This window comes from Brachybacterium sp. B718/18, assembly GCF_055454375.1.
Window position 1 is genome coordinate 98,156 of sequence record NZ_JBVDDO010000008.1, and the last position, 21,644, is coordinate 119,799.

The 21,644-nt window shown below is 72.1% G+C and carries 17 protein-coding genes; 11 read left to right on the forward strand and 6 right to left on the reverse strand.

Going from position 1 to position 21,644, the window contains the following annotated elements:
• Positions 1 to 7 precede the first annotated feature (7 nt).
• Both ACZCAH_RS12520 and ACZCAH_RS12525 read left to right on the forward strand, forming a co-directional pair.
• Positions 8 to 736 (forward strand): lysostaphin resistance A-like protein, encoded by a 729-nt coding sequence (locus ACZCAH_RS12520; protein ID WP_464341388.1) that lies wholly within the window; start codon positions 8 to 10, stop codon positions 734 to 736.
• A gap of 187 nt (positions 737 to 923) precedes the next feature.
• Positions 924 to 1,781, forward strand: a complete 858-nt coding sequence (locus ACZCAH_RS12525) for a sugar phosphate isomerase/epimerase family protein (protein WP_464341389.1) — start codon at positions 924 to 926, stop codon at positions 1,779 to 1,781.
• A 151-nt stretch (positions 1,782 to 1,932) separates the two neighbouring features.
• Here the strand turns inward: ACZCAH_RS12525 and ACZCAH_RS12530 are convergent, their stop codons facing one another.
• Entirely contained in the window at positions 1,933 to 2,778 is an 846-nt protein-coding gene (locus ACZCAH_RS12530) for a helix-turn-helix domain-containing protein (RefSeq protein ID WP_464341390.1), read from the reverse strand.
• Between the two features lie 55 nt (positions 2,779 to 2,833).
• On the opposite strand from ACZCAH_RS12530, the gene ACZCAH_RS12535 reads away from it, so the two are divergent.
• Positions 2,834 to 3,730, forward strand: coding sequence for a phytanoyl-CoA dioxygenase family protein (locus ACZCAH_RS12535; RefSeq protein WP_464341391.1), 897 nt, complete (start codon positions 2,834 to 2,836; stop codon positions 3,728 to 3,730).
• Between the two features lie 171 nt (positions 3,731 to 3,901).
• Here ACZCAH_RS12535 and ACZCAH_RS12540 read toward each other — a convergent pair whose 3' ends face one another.
• From ACZCAH_RS12540 to ACZCAH_RS12555, 4 genes are all read right to left on the reverse strand, one after another.
• Entirely contained in the window at positions 3,902 to 4,660 is a 759-nt protein-coding gene (locus ACZCAH_RS12540) for an alpha/beta fold hydrolase (RefSeq protein WP_464341392.1), read from the reverse strand.
• On the reverse strand, positions 4,657 to 6,297 hold the full coding sequence (locus ACZCAH_RS12545; RefSeq protein ID WP_464341393.1) for a pectinesterase family protein: 1,641 nt from the start codon (positions 6,295 to 6,297) through the stop codon (positions 4,657 to 4,659). Before ACZCAH_RS12545 ends, ACZCAH_RS12540 begins: the two co-directional genes overlap by 4 nt.
• 80 nt (positions 6,298 to 6,377) lie before the next feature.
• Positions 6,378 to 8,318 (reverse strand): DUF6807 family protein, encoded by a 1,941-nt coding sequence (locus tag ACZCAH_RS12550; RefSeq protein ID WP_464341394.1) that lies wholly within the window; start codon positions 8,316 to 8,318, stop codon positions 6,378 to 6,380.
• A gap of 35 nt (positions 8,319 to 8,353) precedes the next feature.
• Positions 8,354 to 9,994, reverse strand: coding sequence for a glycoside hydrolase family 43 protein (locus tag ACZCAH_RS12555; RefSeq protein ID WP_464341395.1), 1,641 nt, complete (start codon positions 9,992 to 9,994; stop codon positions 8,354 to 8,356).
• 415 nt (positions 9,995 to 10,409) lie between these two features.
• Here ACZCAH_RS12555 and ACZCAH_RS12560 point away from each other — a divergent pair, with 415 nt between their 5' ends.
• The 7 genes from ACZCAH_RS12560 (at position 10,410) to ACZCAH_RS12590 (ending at position 17,808) form a co-directional block, all read left to right on the forward strand.
• Positions 10,410 to 11,414, forward strand: a complete 1,005-nt coding sequence (locus tag ACZCAH_RS12560; protein WP_464341396.1) for an ABC transporter permease — start codon at positions 10,410 to 10,412, stop codon at positions 11,412 to 11,414.
• Between the two features lie 26 nt (positions 11,415 to 11,440).
• Positions 11,441 to 12,094, forward strand: coding sequence for a DUF624 domain-containing protein (locus ACZCAH_RS12565; protein WP_464341397.1), 654 nt, complete (start codon positions 11,441 to 11,443; stop codon positions 12,092 to 12,094).
• A gap of 103 nt (positions 12,095 to 12,197) precedes the next feature.
• Positions 12,198 to 13,715 (forward strand): extracellular solute-binding protein, encoded by a 1,518-nt coding sequence (locus ACZCAH_RS12570; RefSeq protein WP_464341398.1) that lies wholly within the window; start codon positions 12,198 to 12,200, stop codon positions 13,713 to 13,715.
• Positions 13,716 to 13,827: 112 nt separating this feature from the next.
• Positions 13,828 to 15,108 (forward strand): glycoside hydrolase family 28 protein, encoded by a 1,281-nt coding sequence (locus ACZCAH_RS12575; RefSeq protein WP_464341399.1) that lies wholly within the window; start codon positions 13,828 to 13,830, stop codon positions 15,106 to 15,108.
• Positions 15,109 to 15,110: 2 nt separating this feature from the next.
• Positions 15,111 to 15,605, forward strand: coding sequence for a hypothetical protein (locus tag ACZCAH_RS12580; protein WP_464341400.1), 495 nt, complete (start codon positions 15,111 to 15,113; stop codon positions 15,603 to 15,605).
• Entirely contained in the window at positions 15,602 to 16,552 is a 951-nt protein-coding gene (locus ACZCAH_RS12585; protein WP_464341401.1) for a carbohydrate ABC transporter permease, read from the forward strand. Before ACZCAH_RS12580 ends, ACZCAH_RS12585 begins: the two co-directional genes overlap by 4 nt.
• Positions 16,553 to 16,809: 257 nt before the next feature.
• Complete coding sequence (locus tag ACZCAH_RS12590; protein WP_464341402.1) at positions 16,810 to 17,808, forward strand: alpha/beta hydrolase family protein; 999 nt, start codon at positions 16,810 to 16,812, stop codon at positions 17,806 to 17,808.
• Between the two features lie 64 nt (positions 17,809 to 17,872).
• Here the strand turns inward: ACZCAH_RS12590 and ACZCAH_RS12595 are convergent, their stop codons facing one another.
• The gene (locus tag ACZCAH_RS12595) at positions 17,873 to 20,110 is read right to left on the reverse strand and encodes a glycosyl hydrolase family 95 catalytic domain-containing protein (protein ID WP_464341403.1); all 2,238 of its coding nucleotides are present in this window, start codon (positions 20,108 to 20,110) and stop codon (positions 17,873 to 17,875) included.
• 368 nt (positions 20,111 to 20,478) lie between these two features.
• On the opposite strand from ACZCAH_RS12595, the gene ACZCAH_RS12600 reads away from it, so the two are divergent.
• Positions 20,479 to 21,642, forward strand: a complete 1,164-nt coding sequence (locus tag ACZCAH_RS12600; RefSeq protein WP_329746198.1) for a Gfo/Idh/MocA family protein — start codon at positions 20,479 to 20,481, stop codon at positions 21,640 to 21,642.
• Positions 21,643 to 21,644: the final 2 nt, after the last annotated feature.

The window sequence follows — 21,644 nt, forward strand, 5'->3', positions numbered from 1 at the left end:
TGGCGGGATGACAGATCTCCAGATGGCCTCGTCTCCGCCGACGGCCCGGGCGACCTCGGTAGGCATGCGGTCCGTGCTGATCGCGGCGGGCTCCCTCGTCCTCGTCACGGTGGTGACGGCCGCCGGCATGGTCGGCGTCCTGCTCTCCCACCCCGCGCCTCGGGACGTGCTTCCCGGAGTCACCGCCGTGGGACTGCTGGTCCACTCCGGGGGCGCTCTCGCAGCGGTCCTCGCCGTCCTCCGGTGGCGGCGGATCGCTCTGCGGGATGTGGGCATCGTGGCGCCGCGGTGGCGACTGCTCCACCTGCTCTGGCAGATGCCTGTGATCCTCGGTGCGGCGATCGCGGTCCAGGCGGCTGTCCTCTTCGTGGTCGTGCGAGGCGATGACCTCCCGGGAGGGAGCTCGTCGTCGATCGTGATCGGCGCCTCCCCGCCGATCGTCCTCGCGGCGTTCGTGGCCGTCGCGGTGCTCACCCCGCTGTGGGAGGAGCTCTTCTTCCGCGGTCTGCTGCAGGCCGGAGCATCCGAGCGCTGGGGGCGACGTGCGGGCATCGCGGTCACGGCCCTGCTCTTCGCCGCCGTGCACGGATACCTCGTCCTCGTGCCCTACTACCTCACGCTCGGGTTCGCCCTGGGGTGGCTCCGAACGTTCCACCAGTCACTCTGGGGTCCGCTCGCGTTCCATATGGGGCTGAACGCCGTCGCATCGGCCGCCCTGCTCAGCACGCTGGGATAGGGGACAGGTCCCGCACTCCCGGGATCCGGATCGACGATCGGGCCCGCCCCGGGTTGCGGCTCCCGGGGTCGCCGGCTCGGCGAGCGCTCCCGACAGGCGGATCTCGCCGGCCTCGGACGCCGTCCCAGTCCGTGGACTATGTGCGTCAGGTCACCACGTGGGAACGTTCGGGGCCTAGGCTACAGGGATGTTCTCCTGCCTCTCGCCCGGCGCACTCGGGCTCACCCTGGACCACACCGCCGCCATCGATCTCGCCGTCCAGCACGGCTTCGGGGGTGTCGACCCTGACCCCGGCCACTTCCGCACCCTCCTCGAGCAGAGGGGCCTGCAGGCCGTCGTCGAGCACGGCGACGCCGTCAAGGCCAAGGGGCTGAGCTGGGGCATCTCCGGCCTGCCCATCGGCCTCGACTCCTCCGCCGAGGAGTTCCGGAAGGCGCTCGGTGCCCTGCCCGACGCCCTCGAGCTCCTCACCGCCGCGGGGGTCACCGCCGTCGGCACCTGGATCCGCCCCATGCACGACGCCCTCGACCACCGCGAGAACTGGCGCCTCCACGCCGGCCGCCTCGCCCTCGTCTCCGAGATCCTCGCCGACCACGGCCTGCGCCTGGGCCTGGAGTACATCGGCCCGAAGACCTTCTGGTCCGCCGAGCGCTTCCCCTTCATCCACGGCATCCGCGAGGCGCGCGAGCTGATCGCCGAGACCGGGGCGAGCAACATCGGCCTCATCCTCGACAGCTACCACTGGTACACCGCGGGGGAGTCGGCGGCGGACCTCGAGGGCCTCACCGACGCGGACATCGTCTCCGTCGACATCAACGACGCCCGCGCCGACCGCGAGCGGGACGAGCAGATGGACCTCGACCGCCGCCTGCCCTTCGACACCGGAGTCATCGACCTCGACGGTTTCCTCGGGGCCGTGCACGCCGCAGGGTACACCGGGCCCGTGAAGGTCGAGCCGTTCATGAAGAGCCTTGCTGAGCAGCCCGTCGACGAGGTCCTCGCCGACATCTCGCAGCGCCTGGACCGCGCGGTCGCCCCGCGCTGAGGTCCCGGGCGCATCTCCGCGCGCCCGAGCCCGCCGCGCCCCCGCCCCCGCGGGCCCGCCTCGAAACCCCCGCAGAGTGGGGGGGAATGCCTCGCGTATTCCCCCCACTCTGCGGGGGTTCTCGGCGTGGGCGGGCCCTGGCCTCGCCTTCTCACCCCACCCGGTGCCGAGCCCGGTGCGCCGAGGGGCTCTGCCCGTGCGCCGCCCGGAAGCGGCGCGAGAAGTACAGCGGGTCCTGATAGCCGACGCGCCGCGCGACCTCGGCGACCGGATCCGGGGTCATCTCCAGCAGGCGGGCGGCCAGCTCGAGACGCTGCGCCTCCACGTAGCCGCGTACCGAGGTCCCCACCTGAGCGGCGAACAGGTGTGCGAGCCGCGAGGGCGAGAGGTGCGCGAGACGGGCGAGTCGCGGCACGTCGAGCTCCTCGTCGAGGTGGGCGTCGATGTGCTCGAGCACCCGCAGCACCCGCTCGTCGAGCCGGTGGCGCCGGGGGTTCTGCGAGTCGTACCAGAGCAGCGCCGCCTCGAGGCCGTTGAGGGCGAACAGCTCCGGTCGGCCGACGGCGAGGCGCGTGGCGCGCGCCGCCGAGCGCAGCGCCTGCTGCACGCGGGCATCCACGTCGGCACCGAGCGTGACCGTGCCCAGGCCCGGGGAGACCTCCGGCCAGTCCAGCAGCGCGAGCCAGGTCGCGGGCGGATGGACGTGCGCATACAGCAGCCGCCAGGTGCCGGTCGCGGGATCGGTGCCGTAGTCCTGCAGGGTGCCGGGTCGCAGCAGCACCGCCTGCCCGGGGACGGTGCGGAGCCGTCTCCCGTCGGCCCCGTGCACGAGACCTGCGCCGGAGACGGTGTGCAGCAGCAGCCAGTCAGGCGTGCCGCGGGAGCGCAGCACTCGGTAGTCCGCCTCCTGCGCGAGTTCCCCGGCGACCACCCGGCCCACCTCGGGGACCGGGAACTCGACGGCCGGGACCTGCCTCGCAACAGCAGGATCATCCATGTCTCCGCCCTTCCCTCACCTGGTCGACGCCGACCGGGGTGGCCAGACTGACATCATGAGCACACTCCAGACCAGCCCCTCCGCCGACACCGCCGTCGCGGGATCGGCCGATCACCCCGTCGAGGCCCCCGTCGGCCTCGAGATCGTCGACGCCGCCACCGCGGATCCCGCTCGCCTCGCTGCCGCCTACGAGACCGCTGGTGCCGTGCACCTCCGCGGCGTCCTCACCGCCGCGGAGATCACCGAGCTGCGCGAGGCCTTCACGACCCACATCGAGACCGACGGCACCGGCGGCGCCTTCCACGAGACCCCCGAGGGTGACCCCCTCCACGCCTACCCGCGGATGATCCAGCCGCATCGCGACGACCACGCACCCGGTCGCATGGCCCGCAGCTGGATGCTCGAGCATCGCGTGATGGGCCGGGTGGCAGAGGTGGTGGGCCCGGTGTGGGCGGCGCAGTCGATGTTCTACTTCAAGCCCCCGGGCGCCCGCGGCCAGGCGATGCACCAGGACAACTACTTCCTGCAGTCCCACCCGGAGACCTGCATCGCCGCGTGGATCGCGGTCGACGACTGCGACGGGGACAACGGCGCGCTGGGCGTCGTGCCCGGCACGCACCGCTACGAGATCGAGTGCCCCGAGGACGCCGACGCCGCGGAGTCCTTCACCTCGATCACCGTGTCGATCCCCGAGCACCTCTCGGTCGTGCAGACCGACATGCGCGCCGGCGACATGCTGATCTTCCACGGCAGCCTCGTGCACGGCTCGAAGCCCAACACCACCGAGGACCGCTTCCGCCGCTCGCTGATCCTGCACTACATCCCGGTGGGCAGCCGCGAGGTCGCCTCGAGTTACCAGCCGCTGCTGGACGCCGACGGGCGCGAGGTGCGCATCGAGGAATCCGAGATGGGCGGCACCTGCGGCGAGGGCTGGACGGTCACGAACCACTGAGAGGGCGGGGCAGGCCGGGCGCGGGACTGCGACGCCCCGGATCCGCGTGACAAAAGGGGTCGCCCCGCCTCCACGGAGAGCAATGGCCTGTTTCTCAACCTTTCGCGGGCCCGACGTGGTGGAGAAACAGGCCATGTCGACGAGCCGAGCTCGGACATGAGGGCCCCGCCGTCAGGGCGCGGCATCCTCCAGCGCGCTGAGCAGGGCGTCGGGGGCGTCGTGCATGACGAAGTGGGCGGCGTCGGGGAGACGCACGGAGCGGATCCCGACGGCGTCGAAGCGATCCTGCCGGGCGTAGCTGCGGTGCCCGCCGCGCACCAGCACCACCGGCTGCCGCAGGTGCTCGAGCAGGTCGTTCGTCGCGGCAGCGTGCTCGTCGAGGAGGGAGCGGGCGCTGCGCACCAGGGCGTGCGGGGCGGTCAGGCGCACCTCCGCGCGTCGCCACGGGACCTCCCGGGCGAGGATCCTCGCGAAGCCGCCGCGGTCCAGCTCCTCCTCGGGCTCGAGGGCCATGTCCTCCGGGCCGGGGCCGGTGGCGGGCACGTCGAGCGCCGGCTCGACGAGGACGAGCCGCTCCACGAGCTCGGGGTGCCGCGCCGCGAGGTGCACGGCGACCGCGCCGCCGAGGCTGTGGCCGAGCACTTCCCGCGGCCCGTCGGTCTCGGCGCCGAGGAGCGCGGCGATCGCGTCGGCCGATTCCGGAAGCGTGTACCCGAACTCGTGCGGCGCATCGCTTCGTCCGTGCCCCGGCAGATCGGGGATCAGGGCGGCCCGACCGCGCAGCGCCGCGAAGGGCGCCCAGCTCGCCGCGCCGTGGCAGCCGAGGCCGTGCAGGTGCAGCACCTCCGGCCCTCGTCCCGGCAGCCGGAGCCCGCGCAGCAGGGCCCCCTCCGTCGTGAACGGGACCGTGACCAGCGGTGACGGGCTCACGGCAGTTGCCCCGACCCCAGCCCTCCCGACCCGAGCAGCCGCGACTCGAGCTGCCCCGACGCACGCTGTCCCTGCTCCAGCAGCCCCAGCTCCCGCAGTCCCGCGGCGACGAGCTCTGCCACGCGGGTGGCCCCGGCGGTGCTGAGATGGGTGTCATCCTTTTCGCCGCCCGGGAATCCGGGCCATCGGCCGGGTTCGAGCCAGAGGAAGGCCTGCTTCGAGCTCTCCTCCCCGTCGGCTTCCCACAGCTCGAGCGTGAGCTGCGAGAGGTCGATCAGCGGGACCGCCTCCTCGGCCGCGAGGGCGCGGACGGCCTGCGGGTACCCGCCATGGGTGCGGACCGCGCGGCCGTCCTCGAAGCGGCGCCGCTCGATCGGGGTGAGCAGCACCGGGACGCCGCCGCGGGCCCGCGCACCTACGAGCATCCGCCGCAGCGCCGTCGGGTAGGCGAGGTGCACGTCCGCGAAGCGTTCGTCGTCCTTGGGGTCGTTGTGCCCGAAGGCGATGAGCACCAGGTCCCCGGCGCGCAGTTCCTCGAGCGCCCGATCGAGATGGCCCTCGGCGAGGAAGCTGACCGAGCTGCGGCCGGACACCGCCCGGTTGAGCACCGTCAGCCCGGTGGCCGCGCCGAGCCGCATGCCCCAGCCCTCCCGCGGCGCCCGCTCGGGTCCGTACTCGCTCGCCGTCGAGTCGGACAGCACGATCACCCGCGGATTCCCGCCGGCAGGGGCGGGGAGGTCGAGCCAGGTCGCGGGATCGGGCGCGTCGGGCAGCTGCGGGCCGGTGCTGGTCCGCGCGCCCCAGTCGTTGCCGTGCTCGGCGAGGCGCGCATCTTCCCAGGCGAAGCCGCCCATCTCGCTCCACGGCTCGGTCGCCACGTGCGGGCCGATCGTGCAGGCGCTCACGATCGCCTGCCCGATCGCGTCGGGCTTCCCGCCCGGATGCCACGGGCGCCCGAGACGGACGCTCCCCGGCGCGACCCCGTCGGACGCAGTGAGCCGTGCGCCGTGCACGAGGATCCCGCGCGGGTTCTCCCGGGCCGTGGACGGGGCGAGCAGGTATCCGGGGCCGACGCTGCGGATCTCTCCGCTCTCGACGAGGGCCGTCGCCCGTCCGTAGAGGAAGTCGACGTCGCCCTGGATGAGGCAGTCCCGCAGGTGGACGCGTCGCACCGAGGCCCAGCCGGGGGCGTCCAGCAGCACCGTGTCCTGCTGGCCCAGCAGGTGGCAGCGCTCGACGAGGATCCGGTCGCCGCGGGTGCGCAGAGCGATCGCCTGGGTGTCCGGCCAGTCGGGGTGGAGGCGCTTGTCGAAGGAGTTCTCGACGGTGAGATCGCGGAGGGTGACGCGGTCGGCGTCGACGGTGAGCGTCGCGCAGTCCTGCACGTACGGCAGGCCGGTGCGGTCCCGTGCCCCTTGGTGGAGGCCGAAGACAATCCGCACGTCCGCGGCGCGGCCCGTCGCCGAGCGGATCAGCAGCGGCGCCTCGCGCGGCGCGATCACGATCTGCTCGACGTACTCGCCGGGCTCGATCACGATCTCCCGCACCGCGGGGTCGGCGAGGGCGAGGGACACCGAGGGCAGGGTCCCGGCGCGGCGTCCGACGCGGGCCAGGGACGGGGTGGGGCCGATGGTCATGGTGCTCCTTCGCACGGGCAGCGGGCAGCGGGTAGGGGCCGACGAGGGGTCGGCTCGGGGCGGATCGGGGGCAGGACCGGTCAGTCGAAGGCAGCAGCCGGGCCCTCCGCCGCGGCGATCGCCGCGAGCAGCTCGGGCACCTCGTCGCTGATCACCGGATGGTCGAGGACGGCGGTGCGCATGACGACGTCCAGCTGCTCCCCGCGGTCCAGCCGGCGCGGGGCGTCCCAGGCGAGGCTGGTGCCCACGCCGAGGTAGTCCGAGGCCCGCACGAACCAGGGGTCGAGGCGTCCCTGCGCCTCCTCGTCCTGCACCATCACCAGGCTGCTCCAGGCGTTGCCGTGACGGCGCTGGACGATGACGAAGGGACTGCGGGAGCCGTGGGCCATCGCCTCCCCGCGACCGCCCTCCACGAGCACGCGCACCTCGTCGGCGTCCGGCAGCCGCCAGAACAGCCCGCCGTAGCCCGCGCCGAGCCGACCCCGGTTCGCGGGGCTGGTGAAGGTCACCGGGCCGTCGCCGGGCCGGAGCCGGCTCCGCCAGCGCAGCCCCCAGCCGCGCGGGCCGGGCAGCAGGTAGGTGCCCAGGCGACGCTGCTCGCGGAGCAGGTCGCCGCCGTCGTGCGCCCGCCACTGCACGCGCGAAGTGAGCTCGTGGCCGGAGCGGTCCACGGACTCCTCGAGGGACTCCTGCACACCGTGGTTGGACAGCAGCGTCGATCCGCGGCCCTCGACGTAGGTGCGCCCGCCCCAGTAGGTGGTGCCGTTGGCGTCGGGCACCGTCAGCGAGAGCCCGAAGTGATGCCGATGGTCGCTGGGATTGGTGACCGTCATGGCGCGGCCCGCGAGGCTGCGCACCGGATGTAGATGCGGCCGCGGGCTGTGCACGGGCGGCATGGAACGGCCTGAGGCGGCCACGGCCAGGAGGGTCCCGCTCGCGAGGAGGGTCCAGTCGCGGCCCTCCTTGACCCAGCCGAAGGGAGTATTCGCGAGATCCTCGAGGCGCGGCGACTCCTCAGCGCCGCCGCCGGGGGCGATCGGCACCCGGGAGGGCGGCACGCGACCGGTGCTGTCGCCGACCTGCAGCAGAGGCTCGAGGACGGTCACGCCGGAGCCGGCCCGGCCGTCGGCGTCGTCGAGGCGGGCGCGCAGCAGGGACCAGGCGACCGATCCCGCGTCGAGCTGCTCCTGGCCGACAGTGGTCAGCCGCGGGACGGCGAAGCGCGACAGCTCGATGCCGTCGAAGCCGGTCACCGAGACGTCCTGCGGGACGCCCACCCCGAACTCGTTGAGCCGGGACTGCAGGCCGAAGGCGACCAGGTCGTTGAAGGCCAGCGCCGCGGTCGCCCCCGAGGCGAGCACTGCCTCCGCCGCCTCGTAGCCGGCGGACATCGTCGCCCCGCCGGGCAGCACCTGCAGCGTGAACGAGGGATCCTCGCCGGTGAGCGCGTGCAGAGCCGCGAGGCGCTCGCGGTGGGCGGCGCTGCGCGGAGGCCCGGCCACGTAGACCAGGTCGCGGTGCCCGAGGTCGTGGAGGTGCTCCACGAGCTGCCGCATGCCGCTCGCGTAGTCGATCGCGACGACCCCGGTGCGCGGGTTCAGCGGCCGACGGTTCAGGACAACGACGGGATCCGCCTGGTCGATGACCTCCTCGAGGCTGAGGTCGTCCATGCGCGGGGAGACCAGCATGATCGCGTCGCACTGGCGGCGCGCATCGCGGGCGAGCGTCGCCTCGGTGTCGGGGGAGCCGGCCTCCGCGACCAGCACGCTGTACCCGTCGGCCTCGGCGGCGCGCGAGATGCCGCGCAGCAGCGACTGGTACATCGGGTTCCCGAGGTCGGGGATGATCAGCGCGATCGTCCGGGTGCGACCGGTGGAGAGATGGCGCGCGATCACGTTCGGCCGGTACTGCAGGCGCTTCGCCGCCTCCCGCACGCGCGCCCCGATGAGGGGGTCGACGGAGGGGTGCTCGTTCAGCACCCGGGACACGGTCGCCCGAGAGACGCCGGCAGCCTCGGCCACCTGCGTGATCGTGGGCCCGCCACGTCCTCGCACCATCAGATCTCCCGTCCGCCACGTCGCACGACCACCGGCCCGAAGCGGGCGCGGCGATCCTCGAGACGATGGTGCACCATGCCGAGGGCGGTGGCGAACAGGCCCACCTCCGCGCCGATCCAGTGCCCCTCGACGGCCGGCCATCCCTCGAGCAGCGGCAGGCGCTCGTCGCCGAGGTGAGCGGTGAAGGTGATGCGGCCGTCGGCGGCGGCGTCGAGCTGGAGGCCGACAGCGACCTCGGTGCCCGGATCTGCGGTGAGCAGGCGGTGGACCTGCACCTCCTCCGCGGCGGCGTCGACGGCCATCGTGCCGGAGACCAGCGCGACCCCCTCCGCGTCGCGGCGCAGCCCGGCCCACGCGTAGGCGTGGCCGAGAACCACGATCCCGGCGCGCTCGGATGGTGCGGGGGCGGCCGACGGCGCTGCTGTCGGCGCCGTCGCGGCAGACGGGGCGGGTTCCGCCGCGCCGGCGGGCGCGGGCAGGGTGAGTCGGGTCGACCAGGTCGAGGGCTGGCCGGGGAGCTGCTGGCCGAGGATCGCGCCGAGGTCCCTGAGGTCGCCCCGGGGGCTGGGGGCGAGCGCGAGGTCGAGACCGCCGTCGCCGGTGCGGTGCCAGTCGGTCTGCGGGTTCGCCTGCCAGTGCCAGCGCGGGGCGAGCTCGGGGGTGGTGAAGTCGTCCGAGCGCTGCGGCTCCGACCAGGTGGGCTGGGGGCCGACGGGGGAGTCGAGGTCGGGACCGACGGCGGTCGCGCCGAGGGCGGGGACGACGTCGACAGGTCGCCCGCGCACCGCGTCGATCGGCTCACCCATATGGGGCCAGCCCTCGTCGTCGACGGTGACGGGCTGCAGGTGGGTGACGCGACCGAACACGCCGCGGTCCTGGAAGTGGAGGAACCACAGGTTCCCGTCGGCGTCGTCGACGAGCGCCCCCTGGTGCGGACCGTTCACGGAGGAGGACCCCTGCTCGAGCACGATCCGGTGCTCGTAGGGGCCGTGGATGTCGCGCGAGCGGAAAACCACCTGGTAGCCCTCGGCGACGCCGCCGGCGGGGGCGTAGATCCAGTACCAGCCGTCACGGCGGTAGGCCTTCGGCCCCTCGAGGGTGACCATGCCGGGGATCGCGTCGCCGTCGATGACCGTGCGGGTGGGGGAGAGGGCGGCGGTCAGGTCCTCGGTCACCTCGAGCACACTGAGCAGGTTCTTCACCCGCGCGCGGGACTTCGCCCAGCCGTGCACGAGATACGCGCGGCCGTCCTCGTCCCAGAGCGGGCAGGGGTCGATGAGGCCGTGGCCGGCCAGCAGCAGGTGCGGCGCGCTCCAGGGGCCCGACGGATGCGGGGCGGTGAGCACGAAGATGCCGTGGTCCGGATCCGGATAGACGAGGTAGAAGGTGCCCGCGTGCTCGCGCAGCGACGGCGCCCAGACCCCGCTGCCGCGACGGGGCAGGGCGTAGTGGTCCTCCGGCACCACCGCGGGCAGCGCGTTGGTGACGTGCTCCCAGTCCACGAGGTCCCGCGAGCGCAGCACCGGCAGGCCGGGCGCGCGGTTGAAGCTCGAGGCGATCATCCAGATTTCGTCGCCCACGCGGATCGCGTCGGGATCGGGCCAGTCCGCGTCGAGGACGGGATTCGAACGATGCTCCACGGGGACTCCTGGGCTGAGCTGGGTGAGGAACGCAGGACGGGGATGACCCGGGACGACGGGACCGCGAGGCGCCGGGACGCGGGAAACCGGAACGTCCCGGTCGAGGAACGCGAGAAACGATGAACCGGTTTCTCAGGACTTGATCGCACACCGTAGCAGGAGGACTCGGAGTCGGGAAGGAGGCCGCCTCGACGGTGCGGCGCAGGCCCGGCGTCTGCCGAGACCTCTTCGTGACCTACGTCTGACCTGTGATGATGTGCGATCTCCGCGTGGGAAGTCCGATCGCGACGGAAGAGATCCGGCAGAAACCGTTGACAGCAGCAGGGGTCACCTCCAGACTGTGGCGAACGCGAGGAACCGGTTTCCCAGGGAACGGTTTCTCGCCCGACTCTCGATGAGGAGCAGAGGTTCATCCATGGTGGCTGACCCCGTGATCGACACCCGGACCGCAGCGGCGGCGGGTGCACAGACCCAATCCGCGGACGATTCGGGTCGACCCCCGGTGCAGCGGCGGAGGTCGTCGCTGGCGCAGAAGATCTGGCGCTATCGAACCCTGTACCTGATGGCGCTGCCCGGCATCGTGTACTTCCTGGTGTTCAAGTACCTGCCGATGGGTGGGCTGATCATCTCGTTCCAGGACTACAAGCCGTTCCTGGGCATCATGGGCAGCCCGTGGGTGGGCTTCGAGCACTTTGTGCGGCTGTTCACCGAGGACACGTTCTTCATGCTCATGCGGAACACCCTGGTGCTGTCGATCCTGCTGATGCTGATCTCGTTCCCGGTGCCGATCATCCTTGCGCTGATGCTCAACGAGCTGCGCAGCAAGCTGTTCCAGCGCAGCGTGCAGACGATCATCTACATCCCGCACTTCATGTCCTGGGTGATCGTGGTGTCGATCTTCTACGTCATGCTCACGACCGACGGCGGCGCGATCAACAACCTCATCGTCGCCCTCGGCGGCGAGCCCATCGGCTTCCTCACCGATCCGGACTGGTTGCGGCCGATGTACGTCTTCCAGCACATCTGGCGCACTGCCGGCTGGGGCACGATCGTCTACCTCGCCGCGCTGACCGCGGTCGACATGAGCCTCTACGAGGCCGCCGAGATCGACGGCGCGAACCGATGGAAGCAGACCTGGCACATCACCCTGCCCGCCATCCGCGCCACCATCATCGTGCTGTTCATCCTCTCGATCGGCGACTTCCTCGAGCTCGGCTTCGAGCACATGTTCCTGCTGCTGAACTCGATGAACCGCGAGGTGGGCGAAATCTTCGACACCTACGTCTACACCGCCGGCATCCAGAACGGGCAGCTCAGCTTCGCCACCGCCGTGGGCCTCTTCAAGGGCCTCGTGGGGCTGATCCTCGTGATCGGCGCGAACTCCCTGGCCAAGAAGCTCGGCGAGGAAGGCGTGTACTGACGGCCGCCGCCGTCAGGAGGTGACCGATGTTCTTCTCCTTCGAGTCGTTCGCGACGCTGAACCGCTGGCTCGGCGGGTTCTGGCGCCTGATCCTGCTGAACCTGCTGTGGACCGCGGTGACGCTCCTCGGCCTGGGCGTGCTCGGCGTCGGCCCCGCGAGCTACGCGCTCGCGAAGTACCTCGACGGCTGGTTCCGCCACGGCCGCACCCCGCCCACCGTGCGCACCTTCCTGCGCGACGCCCGCGAGCGCCTCGGCGCCTCGATCGGAATGGGCCTGGTGCTCTCCGGCGTGGGCGTGGTGATCGGCGTGAACCTCCTGAGCCTCGACGACTGGTACCTGCGGGCCGCGAACCACCTGGCCCTCGCGGTGCTCCTGATCATCGGCGCCTACGTCTTCTTCGTCATGGCCGCGACGGAGCTGCGCGGCCTGCCCCGGCAGATCGGCGGTGCGCTGCTGCTCGGCGTCGGCTCGTTGCACTGGACGATCATCGGCGCCCTCGCCGTCGCGCTCGCCGAGGTGGTCATACTCCGCTTTGCCGTCGCCCTGTTCCCCTTGCTCGGCGCGGTGCTCCCGTTCCTCGCCGTCGCCCTGATCCTGCGCCCCGTCCTCACCGACCTCGACCGGAACGCCGAGGCCGGAACCGAATCCCAGCCCCTCACGGAAGGCCACCTCGCATGACCTCTCGGGGCGTCGACGCCTCTGCGGTCCCTGACCTCCAGACCTGACCGACCACTCCCTCCATCACCACGACCTCTTCTTTTCGACGATGAAAGGACCTCTCATGATCCAGCGCAGAACCCTCCTCAAGTCCCTGCCCCTCGCGGCGGCCGGCCTCGCCGGCGCCGGTGCCCTCGCCTCCTGCGGCAGCTCGAGCGGCGGCGGCTCGGGCGGCGAGTCCGGCGGGGGCGGCACCCTCACCTGGATGTCGATGCTGCACACGCCCACCACCCCGGACGCCGCCGGTCCGATCATGGCCGCCCTCAAGGAGCACAGCGGCGTCGACTTCGAGTACCAGTGGGTGCCGGACGCCTCGAAGGAGGAGAAGATCAACGCGGCGCTCGCCTCCGGGTCCCTCGCGGACATCAACACCCTCAACCAGGGCATGGCAGCGGTGCGCGAGCCGCTGAAGTCCGGCATGTTCTGGGACGTCGAGCCGTTCCTGGCCGAGTTCCCGAACCTCGCGGCGATCAACCCCACGATCATCGAGTCCGCACGCCTCGACGGCACCCTCTACGGCGTCCCCTTCCAGAAGCCGCTCGCCCGCTACGGCGTGCTGGTCCGGCAGGACTGGCTGGACCGCCTCGGACTCGAGGTGCCGCACACCCTCGACGACCTGCTCGAGGTCGCCCAGGCCTTCGTCGACGGCGACCCCACCGGCACCGGCGCCCAGGTCACCGGCTTCATCGACCGCCAGGAGAGCTTCGCCGTCGGGTTCCGCTCCCTCGCTGGCTACTTCGGCGCGGGCGACAAGTTCCAGCTCGACGACGCCGGCAAGATCGTCCCGGCCTGCACCACGGAGCCGTGGAAGGAGGCGATGGAGTGGTACCGCGGCGCGTTCGAGCGGAAGCTGATCAACCAGGAGTTCGTGACCGTCCAGAAGCAGAACCAGCAGCAGGCCATCGCCCAGGACAAGGGCGGGATCGTGGTGACGGGCCTGTTCGAGGCGAAGAACTACATGTCCCTCGCGGAGTCGATCAACCCGGACACCGAGGTGCAGTGGGCCCTGGTCAACGACATGACCTACGGCGACGTGTCGCGCCGCATCGTCTCCGACACGTCGGGCGGCATGGGCGGGCTGATGGCCTTCAACACCCAGTCGCTCAAGGGGGAGGACGACGTCAAGCGGGCGCTGACCCTCATCGACAAGCTGCTCGACGAGCCCGCCTTCCAGCTGATGACCAACGGCATCGAGGGTACCCACTACGAGATCGACGCCGACGGCGCGGTCAACATCATCGACCAGCCGCTGTGGGAGCAGCAGGTCCAGCCGTACTCGAGCTCGCGTCCGTCGGACCAGGTGGAGATCTACAAGTCGACGAACCCGTACGTCAACGAGGCCAACGAGAAGATGGCCGAGAACGACGAGTACGTGGTGACCAACCCGGCGCAGTCCCTCACCTCGGCGACCTACGACACGCAGTGGTCGACGATCGAGAAGGCGCTCAACGACTCGTACAACACCTTCATGGTCGGCCAGACCTCGATGGCCGACTACGAGGCCGCGATCGAGGCCGCCCGTTCGCAGGGCCTCGACGACATCATCGCCGAGTACACCGAGGCCTACGAGGCCGTGAACTGATCGGTCCCCCTCTGCGGGGCGCGCGGCCCCCGTCGGCCGCGCGCCCCGCCGGGACCCACCGGCGCAGCGCCCCTCCGGCGCCCCCTCCACCTTCGCCCGAAAGGCACGACCCGTGACCCTCAGCCCTCCCCGGGAGCTCGCCGACCTCGACGCTCTCGCCCCCGCCACCGCCACCCTGCAGCGGGAGATCGACGACGCCGCCGCGCGCGGCGGCGGCCGGGTGGTGGTGCCCGCCGGCGAGCACCGCACCGGGGCGCTCCGCCTCCGCTCACGGGTCGAGCTGCACCTGGAAGCCGGAGCCGTGCTGCGCTTCGTGCCCGATCCCGCGCTGTATCCGGTGGTCGAGGCGCGCTGGGAGGGCGCGACCGGCCTCGTGCACTCGCCCTGCCTGTACGCCCATGGGGAGGAGGACGTGGCGATCACCGGGCTCGGCACGATCGACGGCGGCGGCGCCCCCTGGTGGGACCGCCAGCACGACGGCACCCTCGAGCATCCCCGGCCGACCCTGATCGGTCTCCACGAGTGCCGCCGCGTGACTCTCCGCGACGTGACCCTGCGCGACTCCCCGGCGTGGACCGTCCACCCCTCGCTGTGCGAGCAGGTGACCGTCGCCGGGCTGCGGATCCTTAATCCCGCGGACTCCCCGAACACCGACGGCATCAACCCCGAGTCCTGCCGCGACGTGCACATCAGCGGCTGCCACATCGACGTGGGCGACGACTGCATCGCCATCAAAGCCGGCACCCAGGCGACCGCCGCCCGGGTGCCCTGCGAGAACATCACCGTCACCGGCTGCACCATGGTCCACGGCCACGGCGGCGTGGTGATCGGCAGCGAGATGGCCGGCGGCGTGCGCAACGTCGTCATCTCCGCGTGCGTCTTCCAGGGCACCGACCGCGGGATCCGCGTGAAGACCCGGCGTGGCCGCGGCGGGCTGATCGAGAACCTGCGCGTCACCGGCATCGTCATGGACGACGTGACCTGCCCGATCACCATCAACTCCTTCTACCACTGCGGCCCGGAGGGGAAGACGGAGCTGGTCGGCGACCGCTCGGCCCGCCCCGTCGGTCCCGGGACCCCGGCGATCCGCGGTCTGCACCTCGCGCATCTGACCGCGACCCGGGTCCATGCGAGCGCCGGCCATCTCTTCGGGCTGCCCGAGTCGCCGATCGAGGACCTCTCGATCGAGGACCTCTCGGTCACCTTCGCGGAGGACCCCCGCCCCGGTGTCCCCGAGATGGCCGACGGTCTCGTCCCCGTCACCCGCGAGGGGCTGCGCCTGGGCGGGGTGCGCGGCGCGCTGCTCACTCGGGTGCGGGTGCGCGGGGCCGGCGGGCCGCTTCTCCTCGCTGAGGACTGCACCGGTGTGGTCGGCGAGGTGACGGAGCGATGACCATGACCGAGAGCCGCCGCCGCGGAGTGCGTCGTGCCCCGTCGGCCGGAACCACGCCGTCGGCCGGACCCGCACGGCGCGTGCGCCGGCCCGTCGAGATGACTCTCGTGGGGCTGGGTATGGTCGCCGCGCTCATCGCCCACGGCGGGTTCACCCTGGTCATGAACCGCATCGACCAGCAGACCTTCGAGGCCGTCGTCATGCCGGCGCTCGTGGGCGAGGGCTCGGGACTCAGCGGCGAGGAGGCGCGGGTCCTCGGCGACACCCTCGCCGCCTGGCTCGGAATGTCCCTCGTGGTCCTCCTGCTGCTGGCCGCCGGCGGCATCGCCCATCACCGTGCCCGCCCCGCCCGTCGCGCCCCCGGCTGGTGGTTCCTCGCCGCCGGCGGCGTCTGCCTGCTGGGCAGCCAGCTGATCCTCTACCCCGTCGCCTTCCTGTTCTTCGCCGCCGCGGCGCTGTTCGCGCTGCGGCCCCTGCCCGAGGGGAGCCCCCGATGACCGTCACCCCCGTCCCGACGCCGTCCGCCACGCCGGATCAGGTCGAGCCCGCGAAGCTCGTGGCGCGCAAGCCCAAGCTGCGCCGCCGCAGCACCGGCGAGAGGATCTTCAACGCGGTGAACATCTTGCTGCTGACCGGCTTCGCGCTCATGTGCCTGATCCCGTTCATCCACGTCATCGGCAGCTCCTTCGCCACCCCCGGCGAGCTCGCGACCAGCAACTTCGTGCTGATCCCGAAGGAGTGGACGCTCGCCGCATGGCAGTACATCCTCTCCACCCCCACGATCTTCCGGGCCATGGGCGTCTCGGTCTTCGTGACCGTGGTGGGCACCTTCCTCAGCCTCGTGGTGACGGCGATGATGGCCTACGCCCTCGCGAAGCCGTACCTGCTGGGCCGCCGCTCCATCAACTTCCTGGTCATCTTCACGATGCTGTTCAGCGGCGGCATGATCCCCACCTTCATCGTCGTCTCCAAGCTGGGGCTGCTGGACTCGCTGTGGTCGCTGATCCTGCCCGCGACGGTGAACGCCTTCAACCTCGTGATCATGCGGAACTTCTTCCAGGGCATCCCCGACTCCCTCGAGGAGGCGGCGCGCATCGACGGCTGCTCCGAGATCGGCGTGTTCCTGCGGGTGGTGCTGCCCCTGTCAATGGCGTCGATCGCGACGATCGGCCTCTTCTACGCGGTGACCTACTGGAACACCTACATGGGCGCCGTCCTCTACATCAACGACTCGAGCAAGTGGCCGATCCAGGTGCTGCTGCGCCAGGTGGTGATCGTCTCGAGCGGCATGAATGCCGACGCGACCGTCGTCGACGTGGTGCCCCCGGCGCAGTCCGTGAAGATGGCGGTCATCGCCGTGGCCACGCTGCCGATGCTCGCCGTCTACCCCTTCGTCCAGCGCTACTTCGTCAAGGGCGCGATGATCGGCTCCGTGAAGGGCTGACCGGCGAGAGGTGCCTCCTGCCGGCCGCGCCCCGTCGGCCCCCGTCGCCCCGTCCGACCGGCCCGACCCCCGGATCCCCGAGTCCCGTCCGATCACCACCGCAAACCTCCGCACTTCGGGGGTTATCCGGCCCGGATTCCCCCCACTCTGCGGAGATTCCGGGCCGGGAGCGCGCAGGGATCGGGGAAGATCATGCCGACCATCTCCCGCCGCCTGCTCACCGCCGCTCCGGGCCGAATCGAGGAAGACTGTCGCTCATGGACAACGCCCGTTCCCGCAGCCCCCACGCCGGCACCGAGGAGGGGCGCGGCCGGCTCCGCACCCTCCTCGGCCTCGACGGCCCCGCCCGCCCGGCCACCGGCTCCGCGGCCGCCCTCGTGGCCTCCGGCCTCCCCGCCCCGTCCACCACCGGGCGCCTCGTCGACCCGCCCGCGCGCGAGGACGACGGTCCGCTGCTGGTCACGGTGCGCACCGGCTCGGGCGACGAGATCCCCGCCTTCCTGCTGCGCCCCGCCCCGGAGCGGGCGACCGGCGCGGCGGTGGTGCTCGTCGCGGGCCACGGCCCCGGCATCGATGGGCTCGTTGCGGAGGATCCGGCCGACGAGTACCACGACCGGCTCGCGCACAAGCTCGTCGCCCGCGGCGTGACGGTGCTGGCCCCCGAGATGCTCTCGTTCGGGCGGCGCCGCACGGAATCCGCCCGCCCCGACCTCGAGCCGGCCGGCCCGGGCGACAGCTCGTGCGGCATCGACGCGGCCCGCTTCCTCCTCCACGGCCGGCCCGTGATGGGTCAGCGTGTCGCCGATGCCGCCGCCACCGCCGACGCGCTGCGTGCCCTGCCCGGCGTGGATCCGGAGCGGGTCGCCGTCGCGGGCGGATCCGGCGGGGGAGCGGTCGCGCTGCTTCTCACCGCGGCGGTGCCCGAGTTGGCAGGAGCCCTGGTCGCGAACTACTTCTCGTCCTTCGCCGCGAGCATCGCCGCGATCCGCCACTGCCCCTGCAACATCATCCCGGGGCTCCTCCCGGACCTCGAGATGGCGGACATCGCCGCGCTGATCGCGCCGCGACCGCTGGTCCTCGAGGCGGGGGAGGAGGACCCGATCTTCCCGATCGCCGCGACCCGCGCGGCCCATGCCGGCCTCGCGCACGTCTGGGAGGCGCAGCGTGCCGAGCCCCCGACGCTCGTGGTCACCCCCGGTGGTCACTCGTTCCGCGGGGAGGAGTCCGTCGAGCGACTGCTCGCGCTTCTCGGCTGAGGGCGCCCGGCCGGCCCGGCTCGTCGGCGCAGCGGACGACGGCCGGGCGGGGCGGCCCCGGGGGTCACCCCGCCTTGTGCAGTGTCACCGTCACGGGCGCTTCGTCCCGCAGCTCGACGGTGGCCCGCAGCTCCCCGTGGCGCACTCGGTGGAGCCCCAGCGCCCCCGGGCCGACGGCGCGCAGCGTGAGCGCGGTGACGGTGCCGTCCTCCCAGGTCATGTCCACGGCGACACCGGGGCGGGCGCGGAGTCCGCGCACGGACCCGGTGGCCAGGATCGGGGCCGCGGCGGGGAGCAGCTCGATCTCGCCGCGGTGGCTCTGCACGAGGCACTCCGCGATCGCGGCGACGATGCCGATGTTGCCGTCGATCTGGAACGGCGGATGCGCGGAGAACAGGTTCGGGTACAGCCCGCTGCGCTCGGAGCCGTCAGGCAGCTCGGCGGGGCGCAGGAACAGCTCGAGCAGATCCTGGACCTTGTCCGCCCGGTGCAGCCGAGCCCACAGCGCCGTCTTCCAGGCCAGAGACCAACCGGTCGCCTCGTCGCCGCGCGCCTCCATCGACGCGACCACCGCGGCCGACACCTCCGGCGGCTGCGGGGTCGCGCCGGGGTACTCGAAGCCCAGGTGGGAGACGTGCCGGTGGGTCGGCTCCACCTCGCCGACCCCGTCGAGGTGCCATTCGAGGACGCGGCCGTCGGCGCCGAGGCGGGGGCCGGGGATCCTCGGGAGCGCCGCGGCTGCCTCCCGCACCACCTCGTCCTCGCTCCGGCCCAGCAGCTCCGCCGAGGCCACCAGCGATCCGAGCACGTCGTGCAGCAGCCAGCGGTCCATCCCGCCGCCCGCGGTGAGCGCGACCGCCTCGCCGCCCTCGGTGAGCCACTCGTTCTCGGGGGAGGTGGAGGGGAAGGTGACCAGCGTGCCGTCCTCCGCCTCGTGCAGCAGGTCGAGCGCGAACGCCGCCGCCTCCCGCAGGGCGGGGAAGCGGCGCTCGGCGATCAGCACGGGGTCCTCGCCGCTGAAGGAGGCGATCGAGTCCAGCTCGCGCTCGAGCCACAGTCCGCCCATCGGCCAGGTCGCCCACTTCGGGTCCCCGGACACCGGATCGGTGTACCCCCAGGGATCGGAGTTGTGGTGCACGGTCCAGCCGCGCGCTCCGTACAGCCGGCGAGCCGTCTCCTGTCCCGCGTGGCGCAGCATCGCCGTGTAGCCGTCGAGCGCCTCGGCCGCTCCGGGCACGTGGGCGACGCCCGCCGCCCAGTGGTTCATCTCGAGGTTGATGTTCACGGTGTAGTTCGAGTTCCACGGCGCGAGCACCCGGTCGTTCCAGATCCCCTGCAGGTTCGCCGGCGGCAGGCCGGCCCGCGAGGACGAGGCGAGCAGGTGCCGGCCGTAGGCGACCATGGTGGCGAGCAGCTGCGCGGACTCCGAGCCGTCGAGCTCGAGCGACACCTCGTCGATGCCGGGCAGCGGGGTCTCGCGGTGGCGGCGTCGCAGCTCGGCCTCGCCCTGCGCGAGGGCCTGCTCCGCCTGCGCGGTCGTTGCGGCGAGCACCTCCTCCAGGTCGCGGTCCGGCTGCTGCCCGAGCCCCTGCCAGGTGGTCCCGATCGCGCAGGTGACCAGCAGGCGTCCGTTCTCGCGACTGGTGCGCACGACGACGACGGCGCGGCTCGCGCCCTCTTCGTCCCAGGCGAGCTCAGCCAGCTCCGCGTGGCGGGTGGGGACGCCGTCCGACGGGGCGCGCAGCACCACCGTGAGCCCGTCGTCGTCGGCGCTCTGACGCTCCTCGACGAGCGGGGAGGTGAGCTCGAGCGCCACCGCGACGCCCGCCGGGCAGGGCATGGCATGGACCAGCACCTCGTCGGCGAGGCTCACCAGGGTGAGGTGCTCCGCACCGCTCGCGCGCACGACGTGCTCGGCCCGCGCGAGGTCGAGCACGCGCTCGTAGTCGGCCGGCGGTGGAGTCGCGGCGCCGTCGAGGCGCACCACGAGCTCTCCGACGGGCTGGTATGCCTGCGACCAGGCGGCCCCGAGCTCCTCGAGCGCCTCCTGCGCCGCGCGCACCTCTCCCCGGCGGAACAGCTCCCAGGCTCGCAAGCGCGCGGCCTCCGCGTCCTCGGCGCTGGTGTACCAGCGCTCGGTGGTCGTGGGAGACCCTGACCACAGCGTCGACTCGTTGAGGCTGAAGCGGGGCGCCGTCGGATCGCCCCAGACCATCACACCTATCCGACCATTGCCGAGAGGGAGGGCTTCGAGCCAGCGGTCGGCGGGACGGGATCGACGGATGTCCGTGCAAGATGCCATGGAGTATCTCCCGAGGAGAGTGGAGGAAAGGAGGGTAGTGATGTGGCGCCGACGGGCAGACCGGGTGGCGCGGCAGCCGGTGCGACGAGAGTGGCGGTCGCGCCGATCTCTTGAGATTCATCCTATGTGTGAGGCCCGTCGGCGTCGAGGGGTCGACCGAGGGAAAGTGCTTGCCCCGTCGGCAGGGACGTGATTGACTGATCCCCAGGAAAGCGGTTGCCCTTTGGGGTGACGGACGATCACCGAGGACCGTCCTCTCCGCGAACCCCTTCGCCCCCGGCCCGGGCACTCCCCGGGTCCACGACCACGACCTCATGTCCACGACCCCGCGAACATGACCTCGCGACCTCGACCTCCAGGAGTTCTCCATGGCCACTCGTAGCATCGGCATCATCGTCAACGGCGCCACCGGGCGGATGGGCTATCGCCAGCATCTCGTCCGCTCGCTCCTCGCGATCCGCGAGCAGGGCGGCGTCCTGCTCGCCGATGGCGACCGCCTCCTGCCCGAGCTGCTGCTCGTCGGCCGCAACGAGGAGAAGCTGCGCGGCGTCGCGGAGAAGCACGGCCTGGACAACTGGACCACCGACGTCGACGCGGCGCTCGACGACGCGGACTACGAGGTCTACTTCGACGCCCTGGTCACGAACCTGCGCGTGGAGAACCTCAAGAAGGCGATCGCCGCCGGCAAGGCGATCTACACCGAGAAGCCCACCGCCGAGACCTTCGAGGAGGCCCTCGAGCTGGCCCGCCTCGCGAAGGCGGCGGGCACCGTCTCCGGCGTCGTCCACGACAAGCTCTACCTCCCCGGCCTGCTCAAGCTGCGCCGCCTCATCGACTCCGGCTTCTTCGGCGAGATCCTCTCCGTGCGCGGCGAGTTCGGCTACTGGGTCTACGAGGGCGACTGGCAGACCGCCCAGCGCCCCTCCTGGAACTACCGCAGCGAGGACGGCGGCGGCATCGTCGCCGACATGTTCCCCCACTGGAACTACGTCATCGAAGACCTCTTCGGTCGCATCGAGGACGTCTACGCCCAGACCGCGACCCACATCGGCACCCGCTGGGACGAGAAGGGCGAGGCGTACACCGCCACGGCCGACGACGCCGCCTACGGCGTCTTCCGCCTCGAGGGCGGCACGGTCGTGCAGATGAACTCCAGCTGGGACGTGCGCGTGCACCGCGACGAGCTGGTCGAGTTCCAGGTCGACGGCACGAAGGGCTCCGCCGTCGTCGGCCTGCACGGCGCCCGCATCCAGCCGCGCGAGGCGACGCCCAAGCCGGTCTGGAACCCGGACGTCCGCGACCCCCACGACTACCGCGCCGACTGGATCGAGGTCCCCGACAACCAGGGCCCCGACGGCTACGACAACGGCTTCAAGGTGCAGTGGGAGGACTTCCTGCGCCACTACGTCGAGGGCCGCCCCTACCCCTTCGACCTGCTCGCCGGTGCGCGCGGCGTGCGGCTGGCCGAGACGGGGCTGCGCTCCGCCGCCGAGGGCCGCCGCATCAGCCTCGACCCGCTCACCGAGGCGTGAGC

Coding starts and splice junctions, on each gene's coding strand:
- ACZCAH_RS12530 (WP_464341390.1), bottom strand. CDS start 2,778: ATGGATGATCCTGCTGTTGCGAGGCAGGTCCCGGCCGTCGAGTTCCCG.
- ACZCAH_RS12580 (WP_464341400.1), top strand. CDS start 15,111: ATGACCGAGAGCCGCCGCCGCGGAGTGCGTCGTGCCCCGTCGGCCGGA.
- ACZCAH_RS12545 (WP_464341393.1), bottom strand. CDS start 6,297: ATGACCATCGGCCCCACCCCGTCCCTGGCCCGCGTCGGACGCCGCGCC.
- ACZCAH_RS12595 (WP_464341403.1), bottom strand. CDS start 20,110: ATGGCATCTTGCACGGACATCCGTCGATCCCGTCCCGCCGACCGCTGG.
- ACZCAH_RS12565 (WP_464341397.1), top strand. CDS start 11,441: ATGTTCTTCTCCTTCGAGTCGTTCGCGACGCTGAACCGCTGGCTCGGC.
- ACZCAH_RS12600 (WP_329746198.1), top strand. CDS start 20,479: ATGGCCACTCGTAGCATCGGCATCATCGTCAACGGCGCCACCGGGCGG.
- ACZCAH_RS12560 (WP_464341396.1), top strand. CDS start 10,410: ATGGTGGCTGACCCCGTGATCGACACCCGGACCGCAGCGGCGGCGGGT.
- ACZCAH_RS12525 (WP_464341389.1), top strand. CDS start 924: ATGTTCTCCTGCCTCTCGCCCGGCGCACTCGGGCTCACCCTGGACCAC.
- ACZCAH_RS12570 (WP_464341398.1), top strand. CDS start 12,198: ATGATCCAGCGCAGAACCCTCCTCAAGTCCCTGCCCCTCGCGGCGGCC.
- ACZCAH_RS12585 (WP_464341401.1), top strand. CDS start 15,602: ATGACCGTCACCCCCGTCCCGACGCCGTCCGCCACGCCGGATCAGGTC.
- ACZCAH_RS12520 (WP_464341388.1), top strand. CDS start 8: ATGACAGATCTCCAGATGGCCTCGTCTCCGCCGACGGCCCGGGCGACC.
- ACZCAH_RS12590 (WP_464341402.1), top strand. CDS start 16,810: ATGGACAACGCCCGTTCCCGCAGCCCCCACGCCGGCACCGAGGAGGGG.
- ACZCAH_RS12535 (WP_464341391.1), top strand. CDS start 2,834: ATGAGCACACTCCAGACCAGCCCCTCCGCCGACACCGCCGTCGCGGGA.